Genomic DNA, 20197 nt, shown 5'->3' on the forward strand with positions numbered 1-20197 from the left:
AAAGCCGTAACCGCGCCCGCGTGGGCTTGCCGCTAGGCGGCAGAACGGAGTGCCACTCCGTTCTACATCACCGGCCCGCCGTCGTCTGGCGCCGCGCCAAGCGGCCGGCCTCACGCCGGGGCACGGCCACGGTTTGCACGGAGTCTTTGACTGCTTTTTCTTCCTGTTTTTCGCGTTTGCGGTTTTGCTTGCGTTCTTCTTTTACGTCTTTGTCAATGCCCTGAAACAAGTCGGCCAGGGTCTTGTAGTCGCGCTGGAAAATGAGGGAGGCGCCGTTGCGCACGTACTGCCCATCGATGTCGCCGTAGGCGTTGTTGCGGTAGGCGCGCAGGCGGAGGCGGCCGTTAGCCAGAATATCATACTCAATGCTCACGTCGCCGGCGAAGTTGCTCACGCTTTGCTGTCCGCTCGAAGCCTGGTTGCCCCCGGCCAACGGCACATCCGTACCCAGTCGCACCGTTACACGGTCGTTGAAGAGCTGGCGACGCACGGCCACGTTCAGGTCGGTGCGCGTTTTCTCGGAGCCCGAGGAGAAGTCAGCCTGTGAGTTCACGCCCAGCTCCACGCCTAAGTTGGAGAGGTAGCTGCCCGTGAGCTTGTTAAGCTGCTGGGTAAGCACCTGACTGGCGCTACCCCGCAGCTGCTCCGCCACCAGGCTACCTCCACTCGACTCGAACGGATTGGCAGCTAGGAAGCGCTCCAGCACCAGCAGTGAGAATACCTGCTTGTTCAGTTCGTCCGTCTGGCTCGGCTGGCGTAGCTGGGCCAGACGGTTTTCGATTTGGGGCCGCAACTGGGTACGGGCATCTTCGGGCAGTTGAATATCGAAGCTGATAACGGGCTTGAGCAGGTCGCCGTTTACCTTCAACAACACCTCAAAGGGCAACTGATTGCGCCCGATCGTCTGCAAGCTTTCGTCGGCTTCACCCTGCCCGGCCAACAGCTCCGCGGGGGCCGTTTTGACATTGAAAATAGCCGTTACGTTGGTTTGGGCATTATACGGGTCGCCGCTCCACGTGATAGAGCTGCCCTGGGCAATCTCAAATTCGCGCGAAGCTAGGTCGTATAGAGACATAGCGTACTTGCCCTCCGTCACATCCAGCCGTCCGCTGAGCGTAATGGTACCCGCAGGGTCGATGGCGGTGTTCAGCGTGCCGGCGGCCCGCACTTGCAGATTGTCGCCGGAGGCCTGGTCGATGACAATGGTAAACGGCGTCTCATCGGTCACAGTCACGACGGCGGCAATATCAAAGCCCTCCGCCGTTTGGGCCGAATCGACGGGTGCCTGACGGGCCAACATAGTATCGAGCGGCGCGCTGAGGTCGATGAACTCGACAATGCCCTCTCGCTCTACCGCCACGGCCTCATCGTTGGGCACCACCACCGTCAGATTGGAGCCTTCCACTACGGTAGCCGTGGTGCGGATGCGCGGCAACGCAAGATCCCCGGTTATGCGCGTGTCCGAATCGACCAGTAGCTTGCCGTAGAATATTTCGTTATCGCGCTGGGTGCTTTGCACGGCCAGAAAGTCATTCGTAACGGCTCGCAGCTGAAAGCGGTAGTCGTCGATGTAGTTCTTGGTGTACACGTAGCCGTTGATTTCCGCCTTGTTGTTCAGCGAATCCAGAATGGTAAAGTCCTGAAACTTGATTCCCTGCTCATCGAAAGTCAGGCTTTCGTTGGGCAGCGTGAAAGGGGCGCCAAGCTGGGTAAGCGTAAAGCCGGCATCGTTGGTATTGAGCGTACCGCGCAGCTGGGGGGCATTTGTAGTGCCTCGCACCGTAAAATCACCAGTCAGATAGCCCGTCATCTCGCGCACCTCGCCGAGCGCGAAAGGCTCGGCCGTATTCAGGTTCAGGCGAGCTACGTTGATGGCCATATCCAAATCGCCAGCCGCCAAGTAGTAGCCCGTGGCCCGCACTTCGTTGTTGTTGGGCCCGCCCGTCAGGCGAGCATCGACCTGGTAGCGGTCGGCAGTGGGATTAGTTGCATTCAACGACAAGTCACCGATAACCGACTTGTTGTAGGCGAAGCTGCTCAGGGTCATGTCGGCGGTAAATGCCTGGCGCGGCTGGCCCAGACTGCGTACTACAGCCTGCCCGTTGAGCGTACCGCCCACCAACGAATCCTGCAAGCCGCCCGCTACAGCCAGCATGTTCAGATCGAGGCTGCCCAAGCGCACCTGCAACGGATATTCGCCCCCCGGCAAGGTTTGCAGCTCGATAAACTGCTGGCCCTGACTTAAGCGCACGTTTTCGGCTCGCACTGCCCCTGATGCCAGAGTATACTGCACCTTATTATTGGGTGCAACCGTCCATTTCTGGTTACTCACCACCAGATTTTCATCAAAGCTGAACGCATACGCGTCGCCTTGGCTCAGCACTTGCAGCACCCCAGCCAGATTCAGCAGCTGGGCGCTATCCGACTCCGCAATGCGCACGCTTGTAGCCACCTGGTTGTTGGCCACGTTGCCGGTTATGCTGGGGTTGGGCAGGCGCAGACTGGTATCCTGGCTGGCCTGGCGCATACGCAGCGCGTAATCCAGCTTTTGCGGATCGGAGGCAATGGTAAGCTGGGTCGAGTCGAGCCGGAAGCCCTCGTAGATGATAACCGGAATCCGGCTGTTCAGCGTCAGGTTAGCTTCCCGGCTGTCGAAGCCGCCGGTCAGGTTGAAAGGCGAAATCTTGGTTAATCCCGGTACAAAGGCCGCAATCGGGCGGGGCTCCAGCACGCGCACATCGAAGGTGAAATTGCGGGCCGGACCGCCCGCCACGTAGCGCACATCGGGCAGGTCGAAGTAGCGGTCGATGTGCTGCTGAAGCACCGTTGCCAGATCACCTAGCGGCGTATTGCCATCCAGCTTAACCGTGAAAATATCCGAGGTCACGTCCACCGCCGAGCGACCGGGCTGTTGCACAATCTTACCTTCCAATGTGCCAAAGGCAAAAGGCTGGTTATCACGCACAACTACCACATTCTGCCCCGAGAACGTGCCGTTGATGGAATTGGCATCAGCACCGCTGAGGTTGGCCGTCAGGTTGCCCTGCACGCGCAGGTCGCCGCCGGTATAGAAGCCCAGCGCCGTCAGATTTGCCCCCCGCAGGTTCAGCGACGACACTTCGTAGCTCGGGTTGTTTGCGTCGCGCAGATTCACAGTCGCCAGCACGTCGAGGTTCAGGTTGGGGTCGGTTTTGCTTTCGGCAGCAATCACATAGCGGTTGCGGTCGATGTCGACGGTGGCGGCAATGTCGCGGTACGTGTAGTTATTGTACTCGGCCCGCTGCACGTCGGCCACTAGGCGGCCTTGCATGGTAGCCGGGTCGAGGCCGCGGGCATTCAGGCGACCAGTAGTCGTCACGCGTCCAATGGTCGGATCTCGCAGCACGGCACCCACGTTGAAGTTCTGTACCGAGAAGCGAGCCGTAACGGGCTCCCGGCCGGCGGGGCCGGGTTCCATATTCACCACGGCCGTCGCGTTGCCGAAGCTGGTGTTTACTTTCAGATTGGTATCAAACACCATGGCCGTAGGGCGGCCCTGAAACGTGCCCGATACCGCAATGCGCGGCGGCAATTGATACTCCCGCGGAATAGTACCGGCGGGAGCCAAACTCTTGATATCGGCCGCGGTGGTCGTAAACTGCGCGATGTTGAGGTCGGTGTAGAGGCGGCGGTCTACTTCGGGCAGGCCCTGAATGCGGCCACTGGCGCGCAGCACCGTATTGCGAAAGCCCACCACATCCAGGTTCTGCACCCGGAAGTCGCCCACGCGGCCATTTACGCGCCCACTCACCAGCACCGACTGGTTAGGGCCAGTAGTAAACGGTGGGGTGCTGGCCAAATCGGGGGCCAGATACAGAATATCCCGGAAGCCCAGGCGGGTTTCGCGCAGGTCACCCTCAATGCGCAGCTGGCCCAGCTTCTCGGTGTCGGCCAGGGCATCTAGGCTTTCGTAGCCCATAGCCAAAGTGCGGCGGATGCGCGTGTGGGGCGTTATCAGGTCGAGGTTGTCGAGGCGAGTTTGCACCGAGTCGAAGACGACATCGGCCGTGGCGCTTTCTACCTCAAAGCCGCTTTGCTCCTTGCCCGCCAGATTCACGATGCGGCCCGTGGTGCGGTTTTCGGAGTAAAACAGGTTCTCCGTATTCAGAATCAAGTCGGTAAACTTGAGGTGATTATAGTCCATGCCCCGCACGCGGGTTTTTTGGGCGGGCTCGTTAAAGTTGTCGAACGCCACATCTACCCCGTTGATGTCGGATTTCTTGAGCGTAACCACCCAGCTGGCTTCCTGGCCGGTCGCTTTCTCCACCGATTCATTCAGGTCGCGTACAGCCTCGGCCGGATTGATGATGCGCTCCTCAACGGGCACGTTCTCATTTTGGGCGTAGGCGAAGGAGGTGTTGCGCAGCAGCAACGTATTGAGGGCCACCCGCGAGTTGCGCAGGTCGATGTTGTCGGTGGTAATGTCGGCCTGGCCGATGCGGGTGGTGATATACTGGGCCGAGGGGGCATTTTTGTACGTCAGACTGACATTATTGAGCTGCGCGCGGTTCAGGCCCAGCTCCAGTTCCAGCGGCTCACTTACGGCCGTGTCCGGGGGGCGTTTTTGCTCTGCACAATGTCGATGCGGGTGTTGCGCAGAGCCGCCTGATCGATGCGGTAGGTGGAGGCGTCCACGTCAACGGCGTCCATGTTCACGGCCAGCTCGCCTACGCGCGTCTTCACGGCCATGCCTTCCACCTGGTCGTCGTAGCGGAGGCGAATGTTGGTCAGGCGGGCGTCCCCGATGTTGTACTGAAACCCGGCGCTGGCCGTATCGACGGGGGCCGTGGTGGTGTCGCCGGTCGCGAAGGCGGCCGTGATATAGTCGAAGTTGAAGGTGCTGTCGGGCAGGGTGCGCGTGATGCCCACGGTACCGTCATTCAGCTCCACCGACTTTACGTTAATCTGCGATTTGGTGAGCGCCCACAAGTCAATGTTGACGCCCAAATGACCCACGGCCAGCAGGGTATCGCCCTTCTGGTCTTCCAGATACACATCGTCGAGGGAAATGGCGTTGCGCCAGTCGGTGCGGAATTTCCCGATGCGCACTTCCGTCCCGATCTTATCTTGCAGATAGCCGCTGGCTTTGCGCGCCGCAAAATCCTGGGCAGCCGGGAATTGCAAAGCCACCACTACCAGGATTACCAGTAGGACAATAAAAGCCACCAACCCCAGGATACCATAGAGGATGCGGCGAACGTAGGTAGGCAGGGATTTGATAACTCAGCTGTGCTTAAAGTGTTCAGTATCACCCAACGAAAAAAGGCCATGCTAGGTTGGCTGGGGGGCTTTTTTGCTGTTAGAACGCTCTATATATCGCGACTGGTGCGGCGTGAAGCACGAAACTTGCGAAACCAGCAAGCGGTAGTGTCGAGCTTGGTGACGGTGTCTATTTGCACCTGCCAGCAGTGTGCAACCAGCAGTATGTAAACAAAAAGCCCTGGCTCTCGAGCCAGGGCTTTTTGTTTATCCTAATAAACGGGTTAAAAACCTGGCGCAACTGCTAAGGAAAAGATGAAAGGACCACCAGCAAGGTTGAGTTTGCGAAGAAAAGTGGCTCTTGGGGTCGCTAGGTCAAGAATCGAAACCTCATTTTGGTTATTACTGCCAATTGAAATAGCATAGGCCGTATTGCTAGTACCTCCAATATCAAAAACATTAACACTGGTCGTGGTCGAGCTAAATCCACTCAGGCCTATTGTCCCGATTTCGGTCAGCGTGCCTGCGTTAGGCGGATTCTGAAGATAAAGCTTATTGCTACCCAGAACGTACAACTTGGTAGAGGTTGCGCCGACAAAGCTATTATCATAAGCCACTGCACTTACGGATGGCAAGGCAGGATTCAGATTGCTATCTACGGTAACAACCCCGTCGGTGGGGTTCACCCTTAGGTTTTGCCCCCCACTACGTCTCACGATACGAATACGGTCGTCGATAGGGTCGAAATCAAATGTATAAGCGCTAGTTCCTGAAGAAAAGGATAAGGGGATACTCAGGTCAGCTACAGGCGTAGCCATAGCCGTTACCAGATCGATGGTATAGAGCCTAGTACTGGCGATATAGTCGATTCCGTTCAGATAGCGGGCTCCTTGCCCTATTATCAAGGCGTAGAGTTGACCAGTTGCCGGGCGGAAGTCCAGGCCCACGACTTGTTGGTTTATAGCCAACCCACCGAACTGCTGCGTGATGGCAGCGGTGGGGTCAGTGGTGTTCGTTGGGTCGAAAGTGTACAAGGAGTTAAAAGTTCCTCTCAGAGGAATAGTTATAAACCCGGCAGCATAAATAACTGGCTGAGTGGGAATGGCGATGCCGGAGTAGGCTAAGCTAGTTGCGTACTGAGCTAAAGGCCGCGCCGCGCCGGTAGCCAGATTTACGGTGAAGAGAGTAGGGTTGCCACTTACACTATATAACCCAAGAGCGGTGCCAGTTTTGGCATCAATGTCGAAGCCCCCGTCGCCGCTAATGTTCAGGTTCAGACTCCCGACCGCTACTAATGTCCCGTCGTTAGGCGGATCCTGGCGGTAGAGCTGATCGGTGGCCGGGTCCAAGTCATAGAGCACCGTTGTAGCCGCTTTTGTCGTATTGTTGGTGTAGGCCGCCCCATTAATAGCAGCGCCCGCTGCGCCAGTGATGGCCCCATCGGTAGCGGCCACTGCGCCCGTCTCCGGGTTCAGCCGCAAGTTCTGGCCCGTGCTAGTGACCAAGCGAATGCGGTCCACGGTCGGGTTGAAGTCGAAGCCGACTAAATTGCCCCCCAGCGCTGGTGTGAAGGCGCCACTGCCGATGGCTCGGGCCGCGCCGGTATTCTGGTTAATGACATACAAGCGGCTCGCGCTACTCACCCCGTAAAGCTGACCCGTAGCGGGGCGAAAGTCGATGGCCAGCAAAGTCTCGCCATTGCCCAAGCCCGTAATGTTGACTGAACTAAGGCGCGTGGCGGCATTTTTCGTGGAGTAGGCGTCGAGCTTGGTGCCCCCGATAGTGCGTAAAAAGCAATGTCCTGGCCTAATGGGGGAAAGGTAGGAATAACTGGTGGTGGAGTGGGCTTGGGGAAGTACTGCTCCAAGATGTCTTCGCAACTCGTGAGTGACACCAATAGCAAGGCAGCGGCCCCAAGCTTGGCAAGTGAAGAAGTTGTTTTCATACAGCGATGAGAGTAAAATGAAATACAAAACATAGCATCAAAGCCCCGACTCTTGAGCCGGGGCTTTGTAATAAACAGACATGCTTATGTGGTGAGCAAATACTAAAACCCTAAGCCAACCGTAAATCCAGTCGCATCAAAAGGAAATACTTCCTTTTTAGTAGCACTAGCACTAGCCAGATCAATTGTATAGAAATATCGGCCAGGGTCAAATTGCTGTAACGCATTGGTAAGAATGGCGTAGCCTGTATTGCTCATTCCACCAATGTCAAATCCTGTATTATACTGAAGATCAAGCGCGAAAGTAAGATTCCGGAAACTATAGATTCCTTCAGCCGGCTGCGTTATAATCGCAAAGTCTCCTTTGCGCGAGAAAATAGCGTATAAAGTAGCAGTGGTAGCCCCGGCGTAATTATTATCGTACGCCACCGACGCTATACCTGCATCAAGGCCAGTACTTCTCTGGCCATTCAAATGCAGCAAACCATCTTCTATGAAAGTAGCATCCACAGGGTTGATGCTTACATTCCTCTGACCACTAATAATGCGAATACGATCTGCTACCGGGTCAAAGTCAAACCCGGGACCAGCAATGAGTAACTCTGTTGGCCCGGTGAGTGGACCGACACGAGTCGCAGCAGCAGTGGCAGCGTTAATCGTATACAGTGTCACGTTATTAAAGTCAGCTGTGCGAGCTATGGCATACAGTTGGCCATTAGCCGGCCGAAAGTCTATGCCAGCCACTGACTCCCCGGGCGCTAAGCCTGTGATGGGCTTGGTAACCCCAACCGCAGGCGTAGCTATATTAAAGATATATAGGCTATTTGCCGTAGTGGCATAAGCTACGGGCTGAGTCGGGATGGCTAGACCTGCATAAGCAGTGGAGGCCGCGTACTGGGCCAAGGGCCGGGCCGCGCCCGTAGTCAAGTCGACGGTGAATAGTGTAGGATTACCATTGACTGGATACAGACCTAAGGCTGTGCCGGTCGTGGCATCGATATCGAAGCCGCCATTGCCGCTCACTGGCACATTTAAATTGCCCACTTGCACCACGGTCCCGTCATTGGGTGGGTTGATTAGGTAAAGCTGTTGGTTCTGGGTGTTAATGGCGTATAAGGCCGTAGTCGTAGCGCCGGCGGTGTTGTTGGTATAGGCTACCCCGGTCAGCGTGGCGCCCGCCACGCCGTTAACGGCCCCATCGGTGGCGACCACCGTACCGGTCTCTGGATTCACCCGCAGGTTCTGGCCCGTGCTAGTGACCAAGCGAATGCGGTCCACGGTCGGGTTGAAGTCAAAGCCGACTAAATTGCCCCCCAAGGCCGGGGTGAAGGCGCCACTGCCGATGGCTCGGGCCGCGCCGGTATTCTGATTGATAACGTACAGCCTACTGCCGCTGCTCACCCCGTAGAGTTGGCCCGTAGCGGGGCGAAAGTCGATGGCTAGCAAGGTCTCACCGCTGCCCAGGCCCGTGATGGAAACCGAACTAAGGCGCGTGGCGGCATCTTTGGTAGAGTAGGCATCGAGCTTGGTGCCGCCCGACAGCGCATAGAAGGATATGTCTTGGCCTAGAGGTGGAAAGGTGGGAATAGTGGGCGGTGGAGTGGGTTTGGGGAAGTACTGCTCCAGGATGTCTTCGCAGCTACTTAGCGAGGACAATAACAGAACAGCCGCGCCCCAAGTGGCGAGGGAAGAACGTTTTAGCATATAATGAAGATGATAGGATGGAAGGAAGAAATAATTGAACTAAGCTCCTTCGCCATACGCAACTCTATTGTATTTGGATGTTGCTATTTTCCACTTTCTAGAAAGAATTAATTCTAGTTGAGATGCCTGATATTTAGTGCCCTTGGGCATGTCCTTATCATATAAAACCACAAAAAAAGCCCCCAAATGATTTTAGGGGGCTTTTTTATGGCATGAAGAGTTCAAACTAACCAGACAATGAATTAGAAGCCCAAGCCCACGGTAAAGCCGCTTGTGCCGATACCACCGGAGCTTCGGCCAAATATGCCTTTGCTGGTAGCCTTACCCGTAGCAAGATCGATGGTATACAGTTCCGTGCTACCCGTAATGTTCAGCACAGCGTAGCCCGTGTTGGTAGTGCCTCCGATATCGAAGTTGCTGCCGGGGCCGGCGTTCAGCTCCAGATTCCCCACTTCTACCATATTGCCAGCATTGGGCGCGTTCAGTTGAAACAGCTTGGCGGAAAGGAAAGGGGCCCGGGGGCTGAAATCGCGGGTATCGATTACGTACAAATTGGAGATAGTTGCGCCGGCGAAGTTGTTGTCGTAGGCGGCGGCCTCCACTACTGGCGTACCCGGATTCAGGTCACCGTCCTGGATGGCGGAGCCGTCAGCAGGGTTGACCCGTACGTTCAGGCCGGAGCGGCTCACAATACGAATGCGGTCCACTACGGGGTTGAAATCGAAGCCATACGCGCCTCTGAACGTTAATGGAACAGATAAGCTAGCTACCCGCGTAGCCTCGGCAGTGGCGGCATTGATCGTGTACAAGCGGCCATTATCCATCTGAGGACCACCCTGCGGACGCTGCACAGTCAGGGCGTAGAGTTGCCCATTAAGGGGTCGAAAATCCAGGCCGGCCATCTCTTCATTCGGAGTAAGCCCGGTGATGGGTTTAGTGATGGAAGTGGACGGATTGGTGGGGTCCACAATCAACAGGTCGTTGTTGATGGTGACCGCGTAAGCTACCGGTGAGGTTGGGATGGCGATGCTTGAATAATCTAGGCTTACGTCGTATTGGGCCAATGATTTGGCGGCGCCCGTGGCAAGATCAACGGCAAACAGCGTCGGGGTGCCGCTCACTGCGTACAGGCCCAGGGCCGTGCCCGACTTCCCATGAATATCGAAGCCGCCATCCCCGATGATACTTAGATTCAGCCCTCCTATCGGCGCTACGGTGCCTTCATTGGGTTGGCTGATCAGATAGAGCTGCCGGCTTGCCGAGTTGATAGCATACAACTCCGTTGTTGTGGCTCCCGCCACGTTGTTGGTGTAGGCTACCGCCGTAATGCTGGCGCCCGCAACGCCGCTGATAGCGCCATCGGTGCTGGCCACGGTGCCCGTTTCGGGGTTCAGCCGCAGGTTTTGACCCGTTGAAGTAATCAGCCGAATCCGGTCCACGGTCGGGTTGAAGTCGAAGCCCACCAAATTGCCCCCAGCGCGGGCGTAAAGGCACCGGTGCCAATGGCGTGGGCGGCGCTCGTATTCTGGTTAATCACGTACAGGCGACTGGCGCTGCTCACCCCATAAAGCTGCCCGGTGGCGGGCCGGAAGTCGATTGCCAAGAGCTGCTCCCCGCCGGCTAAGCCCGTAATAGCTACTGAGTTTGTGCGCGTGGCGGGAGCCTTGGTCGAATATGCATCCAACCGGCTGCCGCCCGACAAAGCGTAAAAAGGAATATCTAGTCCCAGGCTCGGAAAGGTTGGGACAATAGGGGCAGGCCTTGGAAAGTATTTCTCCAGAACGTCTTCGCAGCTACTCAACGAAGACAAGAGCAAGACGGCCATGCCCCACTTGGCGAGGGTAAAAATCTTCATCATTTTAAGTAAATTTTTATTACTAAAATGAGAAATAATAGAATTTATTTTATCACATACTCTATGTAGCTATATAGATTCGGATTATCAAATTTTTGTGGGAAGCACCAACTCACCCGAACCTTGTCGGCCTGATCAGGTAGCTACTACTTAGCACAGTCATAAAGCGTAGTAAAACTTATCTTTCGCCCCCATCTGATTTCTTCCGAATGATTATTCGCTTCTCTCTTCCCTATCATACCGAGCCCGGCCAGCGCATTGCGGTCTGCGGCTCCGAGCCCAGCCTGGGCCAATGGAACCTCGACCGCGCGCTTTTTTTGCATTACGCTGCCCGCACGGGCCTGTGGACCCAGGAAATCAGCATCCCCACTGACCATCCTCATCCCATTGAATACAAATACGTGCTGCTCGACGAGCGCGACGGCAGCAAGCACTGGGAGTGGGGCTCCAATCGGGTGGTGGCTGACTCTGGGGGCTTTTTACCCGCCTTGTGCTGGAAGATTTTTGGCGCGCCCCCGCCCAGCCCGACAATGAGCTGCACACGGCGGCCTTCACCAAAGCCCTGTTTCGTCGGGGGCCGCACGTAGCCTCCGCTCAAGCCCTCGCCACACCATCCGCAACAGACATCGGGTCGGCGGGAGCCATCCGGTTTCAGCTGGTGGCGCCGCGGGTAGCACCGCAGCACCAGGTCTGTATTCTGGGCTCCGATGAAGCGCTGGGCGCCTGGGATGCCAGTCGGGCTATTATCCTTGACGATCAGGACTATCCTACCTGGACAGCCCAGGTAGCCCTGGCGCAGCCCGGCCAGAACACCCAGTACAAGTACGCCATCTGCGATGCCCAAACCGGCGATATCGTCCATCTGGAAACCGGCGACGACCGGGTAATTTTGCCCCCCACGCCTGCCAATACCCTGCGGGTGCGGGCAGATGAAGGCTTTCGCTACCCGGCCGGCAACTGGCGCGGAGCCGGCGTGGCGCTGCCGGTATTCTCGTTGCGCACCAAGCAGGGCTTAGGTGTGGGCGAGTTTTCGGACCTGAAGATGCTGGCCGACTGGTCGGCGGAAGCGGGCCTGAAACTGATGCAGATTCTTCCTATCAACGATACCACGGCCACCCATACCTGGGTCGATTCGTACCCGTACGCGGCTATTTCGGTGTTTGCCCTGCATCCGCTCTATCTGCATCTGGATGGTATTGCGGAGCTAGCTGATGCCGCCGACCGCACCGAGCTGGACTGCCTGCGCGAAGAGCTGAATGCCCGCGACTTTGTGGACTATGAGCCCGTGATGGAGGCCAAATGGAAGTTCATCAAACGCCTGTACCAGCAGCAGAAGGCGACTTTCCTCGCCGATCCTGCTTTTAAAGCGTTTTGGGTGGAGCAGAATGAGTGGCTGGTGCCTTACGCTGCCTTTTCGGCCCTGCGCGACCGGTTTGGCACCGCCGACTTCCAGCAGTGGCCCGAAGAGTTTCAGACGCCCCGGAACCTGGATGAGCTTACCGCACCCAGCCAGCCCGATTTCGACGAGTTTGGCCTGCACTTCTTCACGCAGTTTCACCTCGATAAGCAGCTGCGCGAAGCCGTAGAATATGCCCGTGAGCGCGGCGTGGTGCTCAAGGGCGATTTGCCCATCGGCATTTATCGCCACTCCGTGGATGCCTGGACCCAGCCCGAGCTCTACCACATGGACCGCCAAGCCGGCGCTCCGCCAGACGACTTCTCGGTGACGGGCCAGAACTGGCGCTTCCCCACCTACAATTGGGAGCGCATGGCCGAAGACAACTACCAGTGGTGGCGCAACCGCCTGAGCCACCTAGCCCGCTACTTCGACGTGCTGCGCATCGACCATATTCTGGGCTTTTTCCGCATCTGGGAAATTCCGGGGCATTCGGTGGAAGGCTTGCTGGGTCATTTTGCGCCCGCTTTGCCGATGCACCGCCACGAGATTGAGCAGCGACTGGGCTGGTTTGATTATGGCCGCCTGTGCGAGCCATATATCCGCTGGCACATGCTTCAGCACATCTTTCACGCGCAGGCGCAGGCCGTGTTCGATGAGTTTATGGAGGATGCCGGCTACGGCGCTATCCGCCTCAAAGACTACGTGCGCACCCAGCGGCAGATAGAGGCGCTGTTTGACCAGCGAATCGCCGATGACCCAAACAATGCCGAGCACCTGCGCTGGCTGCGCACGGGCTTGTACAAACTAGTAAATGAGGTGCTGTTTGTGCCCGCTGATGAGCCCGACTTCTACCACCCACGCATCACGGTGTATCTGAGCACGTCGTTTAAGGAGCTGGACGATCATAATCGCCATCTTATCAACGAGATCTACAACGATTTCTTCTTCCGTCGTCACGAAGACTTCTGGCGGCGGCAGGGCTTGGTAAAATTGCCCCCCGTGCGCTACGCCACCGATATGCTGATCTGCGGCGAAGACTTAGGCATGGTGCCCGCCTCCGTGCCGGGCGTGATGCGCGAGCTGGGCATGCTGGGCCTCAACATCCAGCGCATGCCCTCCGACCCCAACGTGGAGTTTGGCAACCCAGCCCACGCGCCGTATTTGTCCGTTGTCAGCCCCGGCTCGCACGATATGAGCACTTTGCGCGGCTGGTGGGAAGAAGACCGCGACATTACCCAGCGTTTTTTCGAAGACCTGCTCGGCCATCGGGGCGAAATTGCCCCCCAGCACTGTGAACCATGGATAGCGCGCGAAATAAACGTGCAGCACCTGCATTCACCCGCCATGTGGGCTATTTTTCCCCTTCAGGATTTGCTGGCTATGGATGCTGACCTGCGTCGCGAAAACCCGCACGATGAGCAGATTAACGTTCCCTCTAATCCGCAGCATTTCTGGAAGTATCGCCTGCACCTGAATCTGGAAGAGCTGGCCTCCCAAGCAAGTTTTACCCAAGCGCTGCATAACCTGACTGATGAAAGCGGGCGCAACCAAGTGTATTAGATTCAGGTACTTGCATTTGCTTTAGCTAAAGGCTTTTCTATATTTTCTACTTAAAAAAAGCCCCCCGGCCTAACCGCTGGGGGCTTTTTTGGTATAGGAGTTTCTACTGCGTTTCATATGCCTACAGCTCTTCCTCTTCCCAAAGCGGCCCGCCGTCTTCGACCTGCTACCGACTACGATGTTATTATTATAGGAGCCGGAAGTGCCGGACTCAGCGCGGCGCTGGTATTGGGCCGCTGCCTCCGCCGCGTACTCGTGTGCGATGGTGGCGCCCCACGCAATGACCCCTCGCCCGCCGTGTGGGGCTTTTTCACCCGCGATGGGGTGCAGCCCAGTGAGCTGCTGCGCTTGGGCCTAGAGCAGCTGGCGGCCTACCCGAGTGTGGAAGTTTGCCCCTTGCGCGTAACCGAGGTTAGCGTGAGCGACGAGTGCTTTACCATTGTGGCCGATACGGAGGCCAGCCGCACCCGCACCATAACGGCGCGCAAAGTATTGCTGGCCACGGGCGTAGAAGACGAATTACCCCCCCTGGATGGTATGCGTGAGTTTTGGGGACGCGGCGTGCTGCATTGCCCTTATTGCCACGGCTGGGAGGTGCGCGACCGGGCGTTAGCGGTATACGGACGGGGAAAAGGCGTTACGGGTCTGGCGTTGCTTGTCAGCCGCTGGTCGAAGGATGTGGTGGTATGCACCGATGGCCCCGGTGGCCTCACAGAAAAGGCCCGTCAGCGTCTGCACAAGCAAGCTATTAAGGTGCATGAAGAGCCTATTGAACGCCTGGAGGGCTCTGAGAAAGAGGGCCTGCAACACGTGCTGTTCAAGAATGGCGACAAGCTGGTGCGCGAGGCGCTGTTCGTGCATCCACACCAGCACCAACGCACCAATCTAGCAGAGCAACTGGGCTGTCGTCTGAACAGCAAAGGCGCTGTTTGGACGGACAAAAAGCAGCAAACTTCGATACCGGGCCTCTATGCTGCCGGCGACACTACGGCCGGCATGCAGCAGGCTATTCTGGCTGCCGCCGAGGGCTCACTGGCCGCCATTATGATAAATGAAAAGCTGACCAAGGAAGAGTGCGTATAACAAGCTGGATCAGCCGGGTATGCGAATGGTGAACTCCGTGTATTCGCCTTCCTGGCTTTCTACCGTAAGCGACCCATTATGTCCCTTGGTCACGATATCGTAGCTCAAAGACAAACCTAAGCCTGTGCCCTCGCCCGTGGGTTTGGTGGTAAAAAAGGGCTGAAAAATCTTATCCTTTACAGTAGTAGGCATGCCCATCCCATTGTCGCGTACACGCACTTCTACATCGCCGGCCTCGGTACGGCGGGTGCTTACACTCACCGTGGGCACGTAGCCATCAGACACGCACTCTTTCTTTTTCTGAACGGCGTAGAATGCGTTGGTAAAAAGGTTGAGCAACACCCGCCCTATATCCTGCGAAATCGCATTCACTTGTCCCAGTTCAGGATACAAGTTCGTGTACAGGGTGGCGTTGAAGGTTTTGTCCTTGGCCCGCAAACCGTGGTAAGCCAGGCGCAGGTATTCGTCGGCCAGCGTATTTATATCGGTCGGCTGCAGCTCGCCCGTACTGGCGCGGCTGTGCTCTAGCATTCCCTTCACGATGGACGCTGCTCGTTGGCCGTGGTGGGTAATTTTCTGCAGATTCTGCTTCAAATCAACCAGCAGCTCGGTTTCCAGATCGATGTTGCGCGTGGGCTTGCGCTTTTCCTCCTCCAGCTCCGTAATCAGCTCGGCGCTTACATCCGAAAAGTTGGTGACAAAGTTCAGCGGGTTCTGAATCTCATGGGCAATACCGGCGGTCAACTCGCCCAAACTGGCCATTTTCTCGGCCTGAATGAGCTGGGTCTGCATGGTTTTAAGCTCAGTTAATGCCTGGCTCAGCTCCTCCGTCTGCTTGGTAAGCGTAGCGGTACGCTCAGCTACGAGTCGCTCCAACTCAGCGTTTTGCGTTGCGATGCGCTGCTTTTCCTGTTCCTCTTCCTCTCGCAATAGGCGCTCTTTCTCGAGGTGCTTTTTCTGATTGCGGGCAATCAGCAGAAAGGTAATCATCCATATCACCGTGAAGCCCTGCGAAGCATCGAAGGCGTCTTCATAGTTCTCGCCTAGCTTCCAGTCCGATACTACCAGCATCAGCTCGATGGCAGAGTAAACGGTGTAAGGCACTACAGCCAGCAACACGGTGCGGGCCGGTCGGTAATCCCGTAAAGCCAGTGCGACCAGTATTACGACCACAAAGACGAAGAGCATATACACTTCGTCCAGCTGGTCGTTGCGAAAGTTGAACAGGAGGTCAATAATACCTAGCCCCACCCCCGGCACCCAGATCCACCGGAGCAGCTTATCCCAATGGGGCAGGCGATTGGGCAGGTCGAAAAACCTACGCAGGATTCGCACCACCAGAAACTGGGCCAGCAGAATGCTAATTATTATTTGACCATCAAATTTCATAGGGAAAACCGGTGCTGAAACAGCGAGGTAAACTGGCAGGAATGCATGGTATCGATTGACATATTGCCGCTTCCATTTCCTGCATTCCAGTGTGGAAAAAGGTCAGCTTAGTGAGAAATAATACTAATCATCTTTTGCTAACTTTTTGGTAAGCCAGTTCCTCGGCAGCGGAACTGCAAAGACAACTGTAGGATTGCTGGTGCGAGGGCGGCGGCGGGTGGTTAGCTTTTTCAGCTTGTCATCCTCTTTCGACAAGAGAATGCTGGCATAATCTCCAATTAGTCCCACGGAGGTAGGCAACGTAATGCGTACGGAAAGCTGCTGCGAGGTCTCAATGGGTTTTGCGCCAGCGGGATTTTGTGCTTGGCTGCTCATGATGGAAAGCGGACAGACCAGACATAAAACAAATAACTTAACACCAGACATTGAGGAAGAGCACCACTATACTACTGATTATGAATAGAATTTATTCGAAACTCGCTATAGAATTATGAACAAATCTACTGTGTTTGCTTTCTGAAGCAATAGCCCAGCAAATCCAACCAAACAACACGCTGATTGTAAGGCGGTAATCAATGGTATACAACGTATCCGCTTTCCTGCTGCGCAGCTTTACGGCTGCCTGTAGCCAATGTGCTTTTGCCCCGAAGCGAAAAACAACCGCCTGTTTGTCTGGGGGGCATTTTATTATCTCAAACGGCTTGATCTATTCAGGTCAGCTTTAATTCAGGCCGTACTGCTGCAATGAAACAGTGTGCCATTTTGTATAAGCCAGCCAGCGGCAGCACCACTGCTCATAAGTGCCCAAAACGCAGATAACGTGGCCGCTTTGCAAGTAAATGCGCGTCTTGGGCTGACGGTTTTTCCAGTCGATGGGGCCGGCTTCGTCAGGCTCCTCTCCTGCACATGCTGCCAGAGGAAAGAGCGCGGCATTTCGTGTTCCTGGCCCAGCATATCCTGCCAGAGCCGTGTAGCTTGAACGATAGGGGAAGAAGACATACTCGGCTGGTGAAAAAACCTAATACTGTGTCTACCAGCATTTTCCCAAAAATTGCGCCTGTTTTCAGGTCAGAAAAGTAATGCAGGCCACAGGCAGCGAATTTCTATAAATCGCTATAGTTTAAATTGTTAAATCAAAGCTTTGCAGGTGAGAGTCGGCTTGGCTAGTCATTGACTGGGCGCGGCTTTACAGTTGAGCTTAGACTACAAATTGCTCTGAATTCCATACTAAAAAACGCCTGCCCAATTGGGCAGGCGTTTTCTGGAGCCATTTTCCTTTGTCGCATACATGCGCATGATGCGGGGGGCAAATTCCTGCTCCCGTTTGAGCCTCGCCGGACACCTATGCCCGCAGGACAATCAGGACAACTAGATAAGTAGCCTAGCGCTGTCCTACGCTACCCTTAGATGCCTTAGTAGCTTTCGGCGCGGGCGTGCTCTTCGAGAAGTTCTCGGGTGGGCCGAGGTAGCTGGGCTTCACGCCGCCGAGGTCTACCACCAGTTTTTGCACTACCACGCCGGGGTCGACGCGCCAGAGTTTCAATACATGCTTACCGGGCTTGGCCAGCGTGTGCGTGGAGGTTTTCAGAATAATATTCTGCGCTACCGCCTGCTCCCAAGGGCGGTTGCCGTTGTCGGCTACCATACCCGTATGCAGATTAATGATCTGGGGGGCTTCGTCGTCGAACGACACGGCGTACCGCAACCCTTGGCTGGCCATAAAATCCAGTGTGGGGGACAAATATGCCTGCACCGTTACGGGGCCAGCCTGCGTTAGGGTGAGTTCGTATTCCAAATGTGGACTGGCACCGCCGGGCGCGGCCGTTGGCGCGGCCGTAACCGGAAACGTCGTGACGGCTCCGGCTGTGCGGCCCAGGTCGGGGAGGTGCTGCCAGGTGATGGAGCCCGCATTTACAGCCCGCGTAAATTGCTCGGCTTCAATCGAGATAAACTTGTCGCTGACATGGGGCGCCGGAACTGTTGGCTCGGCTGCGGCCACTATTTTATCGGGCGTCAATGTCACCACCTCTGGCATTTTATCCACGGGCGGCTGCTGCCAATAGGTGTAACCGATGTGCGTCTGATCCATCATGTGGTTCCACTTGCCCCAGCCAGGGCGTGGTAGCGGTTTTTAATCTCCACATCTTTTTCAAACAAAGCTTTGGCTTTGTCGGCCAGCGCATTGGTAGTGGAATGACCAGCTTTGGCGGCCTCCCGGTTTTGGGCTACGGTGTAGTACAGCTCATTGAGGTTGGCGCTAGCCTGCACCGGGTGCAGCACCAGCTGATAATAAGCGTCGCGGACGGTGGGGGCAATTTCTGGTTAATAGCTTCGGCCCGCTCCAGCAAGCGCTGGTAGTCGCTCACGACGGTGGCCCACTCGCCGGTGGCTAGGCTGTAGGTGTTGGCGTCGAGCAACTCGGGCTTGCGGCGGGCGTTGTACTTAGCGTATTTAGCCAGAATATCAGCAATATCAGTGGCGTGTTTCTCGCCGAATTGCTGACTGGCCCAGCGCTGCGTGTACGCTGCCACTTGGTCGGCCTTTATCTTATCGGGGTTCCAGGCGTAGTCCAGAAAGAAGCTGATGGGCAATTCCATGGGCTTCAGGTCGCCCACGTTCACAATCCATATCTGATTGGCACCGTACTCGTGGGCCAAGTGCATCTGCTCCCAGATACGCGGAAGCGGGTTGGTGTTGAGCCACTTATAGTTGCGCGGCCCACCCACATAATCGAAGTGATAATAGATGCCGTAGCCGCCGCTGCGGGGCTTTTCGCCTTGCTTGGGAAGCTTGCGGATATTGCCCCAGTTGTCGTCGCAGAGCAGTAGGGTCACGTCGTCGGGTACGCGCATGCCTTTGTCGTAATAGTCCTGCACTTCCTTGTAGAGGGCCCAAAGCTGCGGGGTTTGCTCGGCGGGCTTGCCGGTTTCTTCGGCAATAATCCGGCGCTGATCGGCTACAATCTTCTCCAGCAAGGCAATGTTGCTGCCCTCACTCATGGGCTCGTCGCCGTCGCCGCGCATGCCCATGGTCACGATGCTCTCCTTGGTGCCCATATTCTTGATACCCTGCCGCCAGAAGTCCTGCAAGATTTTTTCGTTGGTCTGGTAGTTCCAGGGGCCGCTGCCAAAGCGCTTCCACTCCTGCTGCGAGCGTACCATGGGCTCGTGGTGGGAAGTGCCCATCACCACGCCGTACTCATCAGCTAACACGGGGCTCTGCTTATCGTCGTCGTTGAAGGCATTGCCCCACATAGCTGGCCACAGGTAGTTACCCTTCAGGCGCAGAATCAGCTCGAATACATGGACGTACATCTTAGAGTTGATACCGCCGAATTTCTCCTTGGCCCAGCCGCTCAAGGCGGGCGCCTCGTCATTAAGGAAAATGCCCCGGTATTTCACCTTCGGCTCGCCTTGGGTATGCCGGCCGGGCGCCACATACAAAGCCTGCTGTTGCGGCGTGGGCACATCGGCCCACCAGTGCCACGGCGATACGCCAATCTGCTGCGACAAATCGTAAATGCCGAAGATGGTGCCGCGCTTGTCGCTGCCGGCAATCACCAAGGCGCGGTCAACACCGGGCATTGGTTTTTCTACCACTTGCAGCACGAAAGTTTCCCACTTGCCCGCCACGCCCGCCACGTCGAGCTTCTTGGCTTTCACCAAACCGTCGATCAGGGGGCTTTTTCCCAGCGTGCCGATGAGCACTACTTCCTTGCCGGCTGGTGCTTTGTCGGTGGTGAAGGTGGGCGTGAGCTTAGTTACGCGGTTAATGTCGGTCTGCAAATCCTTGGCGGCGCGCAGCACGCCGGGCCAGTCGGAGTTGCTGGCGTAAAGAGCGGCCGTTTTGCCCCCCGCCGCCAGCGTAAAGCCACCTTTGCCCTTTTGGCTCGACACGTAGACTTCAGCTCCCGGCACTGTTGGGCCGGCTAGCGTAGGCAGCGTCGCCAGCAACGCGAGCAGCATAGGCAGCTGCCATTTGCGGCGCATGTATAAGTACAGTTGGATGGGTTTGAGTAGCATAG

13 protein-coding genes and 1 pseudogene are annotated in these 20197 nt (G+C 56.4%); 3 read left to right on the top strand and 11 right to left on the bottom strand.

From position 1 onward, the window contains the following. Window positions 1-67 precede the first annotated feature (67 nt). The 6 genes and pseudogenes from H9L05_RS05910 to H9L05_RS23210 form a co-directional block, all read right to left on the bottom strand. Complete coding sequence (locus H9L05_RS05910) at window positions 68-4426, bottom strand: translocation/assembly module TamB domain-containing protein (protein ID WP_187733402.1); 4359 nt, start codon at window positions 4424-4426, stop codon at window positions 68-70. A gap of 152 nt (window positions 4427-4578) precedes the next feature. Then, the gene (locus tag H9L05_RS05915; protein WP_187733403.1) at window positions 4579-5205 is read right to left on the bottom strand and encodes a DUF748 domain-containing protein; all 627 of its coding nucleotides are present in this window, start codon (window positions 5203-5205) and stop codon (window positions 4579-4581) included. A gap of 317 nt (window positions 5206-5522) precedes the next feature. Beyond that, window positions 5523-7118: a DUF4394 domain-containing protein gene (locus H9L05_RS05920; protein ID WP_187733404.1), complete on the bottom strand. Its 1596-nt coding sequence runs from the start codon at window positions 7116-7118 to the stop codon at window positions 5523-5525. Window positions 7119-7285: 167 nt separating this feature from the next. Beyond that, entirely contained in the window at window positions 7286-8887 is a 1602-nt protein-coding gene (locus H9L05_RS05925) for a DUF4394 domain-containing protein (protein WP_187733405.1), read from the bottom strand. A gap of 242 nt (window positions 8888-9129) precedes the next feature. Beyond that, a complete protein-coding gene (locus H9L05_RS23205; RefSeq protein ID WP_223284916.1) occupies window positions 9130-9855 on the bottom strand; it encodes a DUF4394 domain-containing protein in 726 nt (241 codons plus the stop codon). A gap of 123 nt (window positions 9856-9978) precedes the next feature. Further along, window positions 9979-10745 (bottom strand): annotated as a pseudogene (locus tag H9L05_RS23210) (DUF4394 domain-containing protein); the annotation flags it as partial. Between the two features lie 206 nt (window positions 10746-10951). Here H9L05_RS23210 and H9L05_RS05940 point away from each other — a divergent pair. The 3 genes from H9L05_RS05940 (at window position 10952) to H9L05_RS05950 (ending at window position 14784) form a co-directional block, all read left to right on the top strand. After that, window positions 10952-11329, top strand: coding sequence for a CBM20 domain-containing protein (locus H9L05_RS05940; RefSeq protein ID WP_187733408.1), 378 nt, complete (start codon window positions 10952-10954; stop codon window positions 11327-11329). Next, the gene (locus H9L05_RS05945) at window positions 11233-13701 is read left to right on the top strand and encodes a 4-alpha-glucanotransferase (protein WP_187733409.1); all 2469 of its coding nucleotides are present in this window, start codon (window positions 11233-11235) and stop codon (window positions 13699-13701) included. The genes H9L05_RS05940 and H9L05_RS05945 overlap by 97 nt, the downstream gene beginning before the upstream one ends. A 117-nt stretch (window positions 13702-13818) precedes the next feature. Next, complete coding sequence (locus H9L05_RS05950; RefSeq protein ID WP_187733410.1) at window positions 13819-14784, top strand: NAD(P)/FAD-dependent oxidoreductase; 966 nt, start codon at window positions 13819-13821, stop codon at window positions 14782-14784. Window positions 14785-14793: 9 nt separating this feature from the next. On the opposite strand, the gene H9L05_RS05955 is transcribed toward H9L05_RS05950, so the two are convergent. The 5 genes from H9L05_RS05955 to H9L05_RS05965 form a co-directional block, all read right to left on the bottom strand. Further along, the gene (locus H9L05_RS05955; RefSeq protein WP_187733411.1) at window positions 14794-16173 is read right to left on the bottom strand and encodes a sensor histidine kinase; all 1380 of its coding nucleotides are present in this window, start codon (window positions 16171-16173) and stop codon (window positions 14794-14796) included. Window positions 16174-16296: 123 nt separating this feature from the next. Then, complete coding sequence (locus H9L05_RS05960) at window positions 16297-16599, bottom strand: hypothetical protein (protein WP_187733412.1); 303 nt, start codon at window positions 16597-16599, stop codon at window positions 16297-16299. A gap of 955 nt (window positions 16600-17554) precedes the next feature. Beyond that, on the bottom strand, window positions 17555-18265 hold the full coding sequence (locus tag H9L05_RS25880) for a hypothetical protein (RefSeq protein WP_317175120.1): 711 nt from the start codon (window positions 18263-18265) through the stop codon (window positions 17555-17557). Continuing rightward, complete coding sequence (locus tag H9L05_RS25885; RefSeq protein ID WP_317175121.1) at window positions 18262-18441, bottom strand: hypothetical protein; 180 nt, start codon at window positions 18439-18441, stop codon at window positions 18262-18264. Before H9L05_RS25885 ends, H9L05_RS25880 begins: the two co-directional genes overlap by 4 nt. Then, window positions 18399-20195 carry a glycosyl hydrolase 115 family protein gene (locus tag H9L05_RS05965; protein WP_317175122.1) on the bottom strand — a complete coding sequence of 599 codons (1797 nt, stop codon included), beginning with the start codon at window positions 20193-20195 and terminating at the stop codon, window positions 18399-18401. The genes H9L05_RS25885 and H9L05_RS05965 overlap by 43 nt, the downstream gene beginning before the upstream one ends. Window positions 20196-20197: the final 2 nt, after the last annotated feature.

This window comes from Hymenobacter qilianensis, from assembly GCF_014489555.1.
Lineage (GTDB): Bacteria > Bacteroidota > Bacteroidia > Cytophagales > Hymenobacteraceae > Hymenobacter > Hymenobacter qilianensis.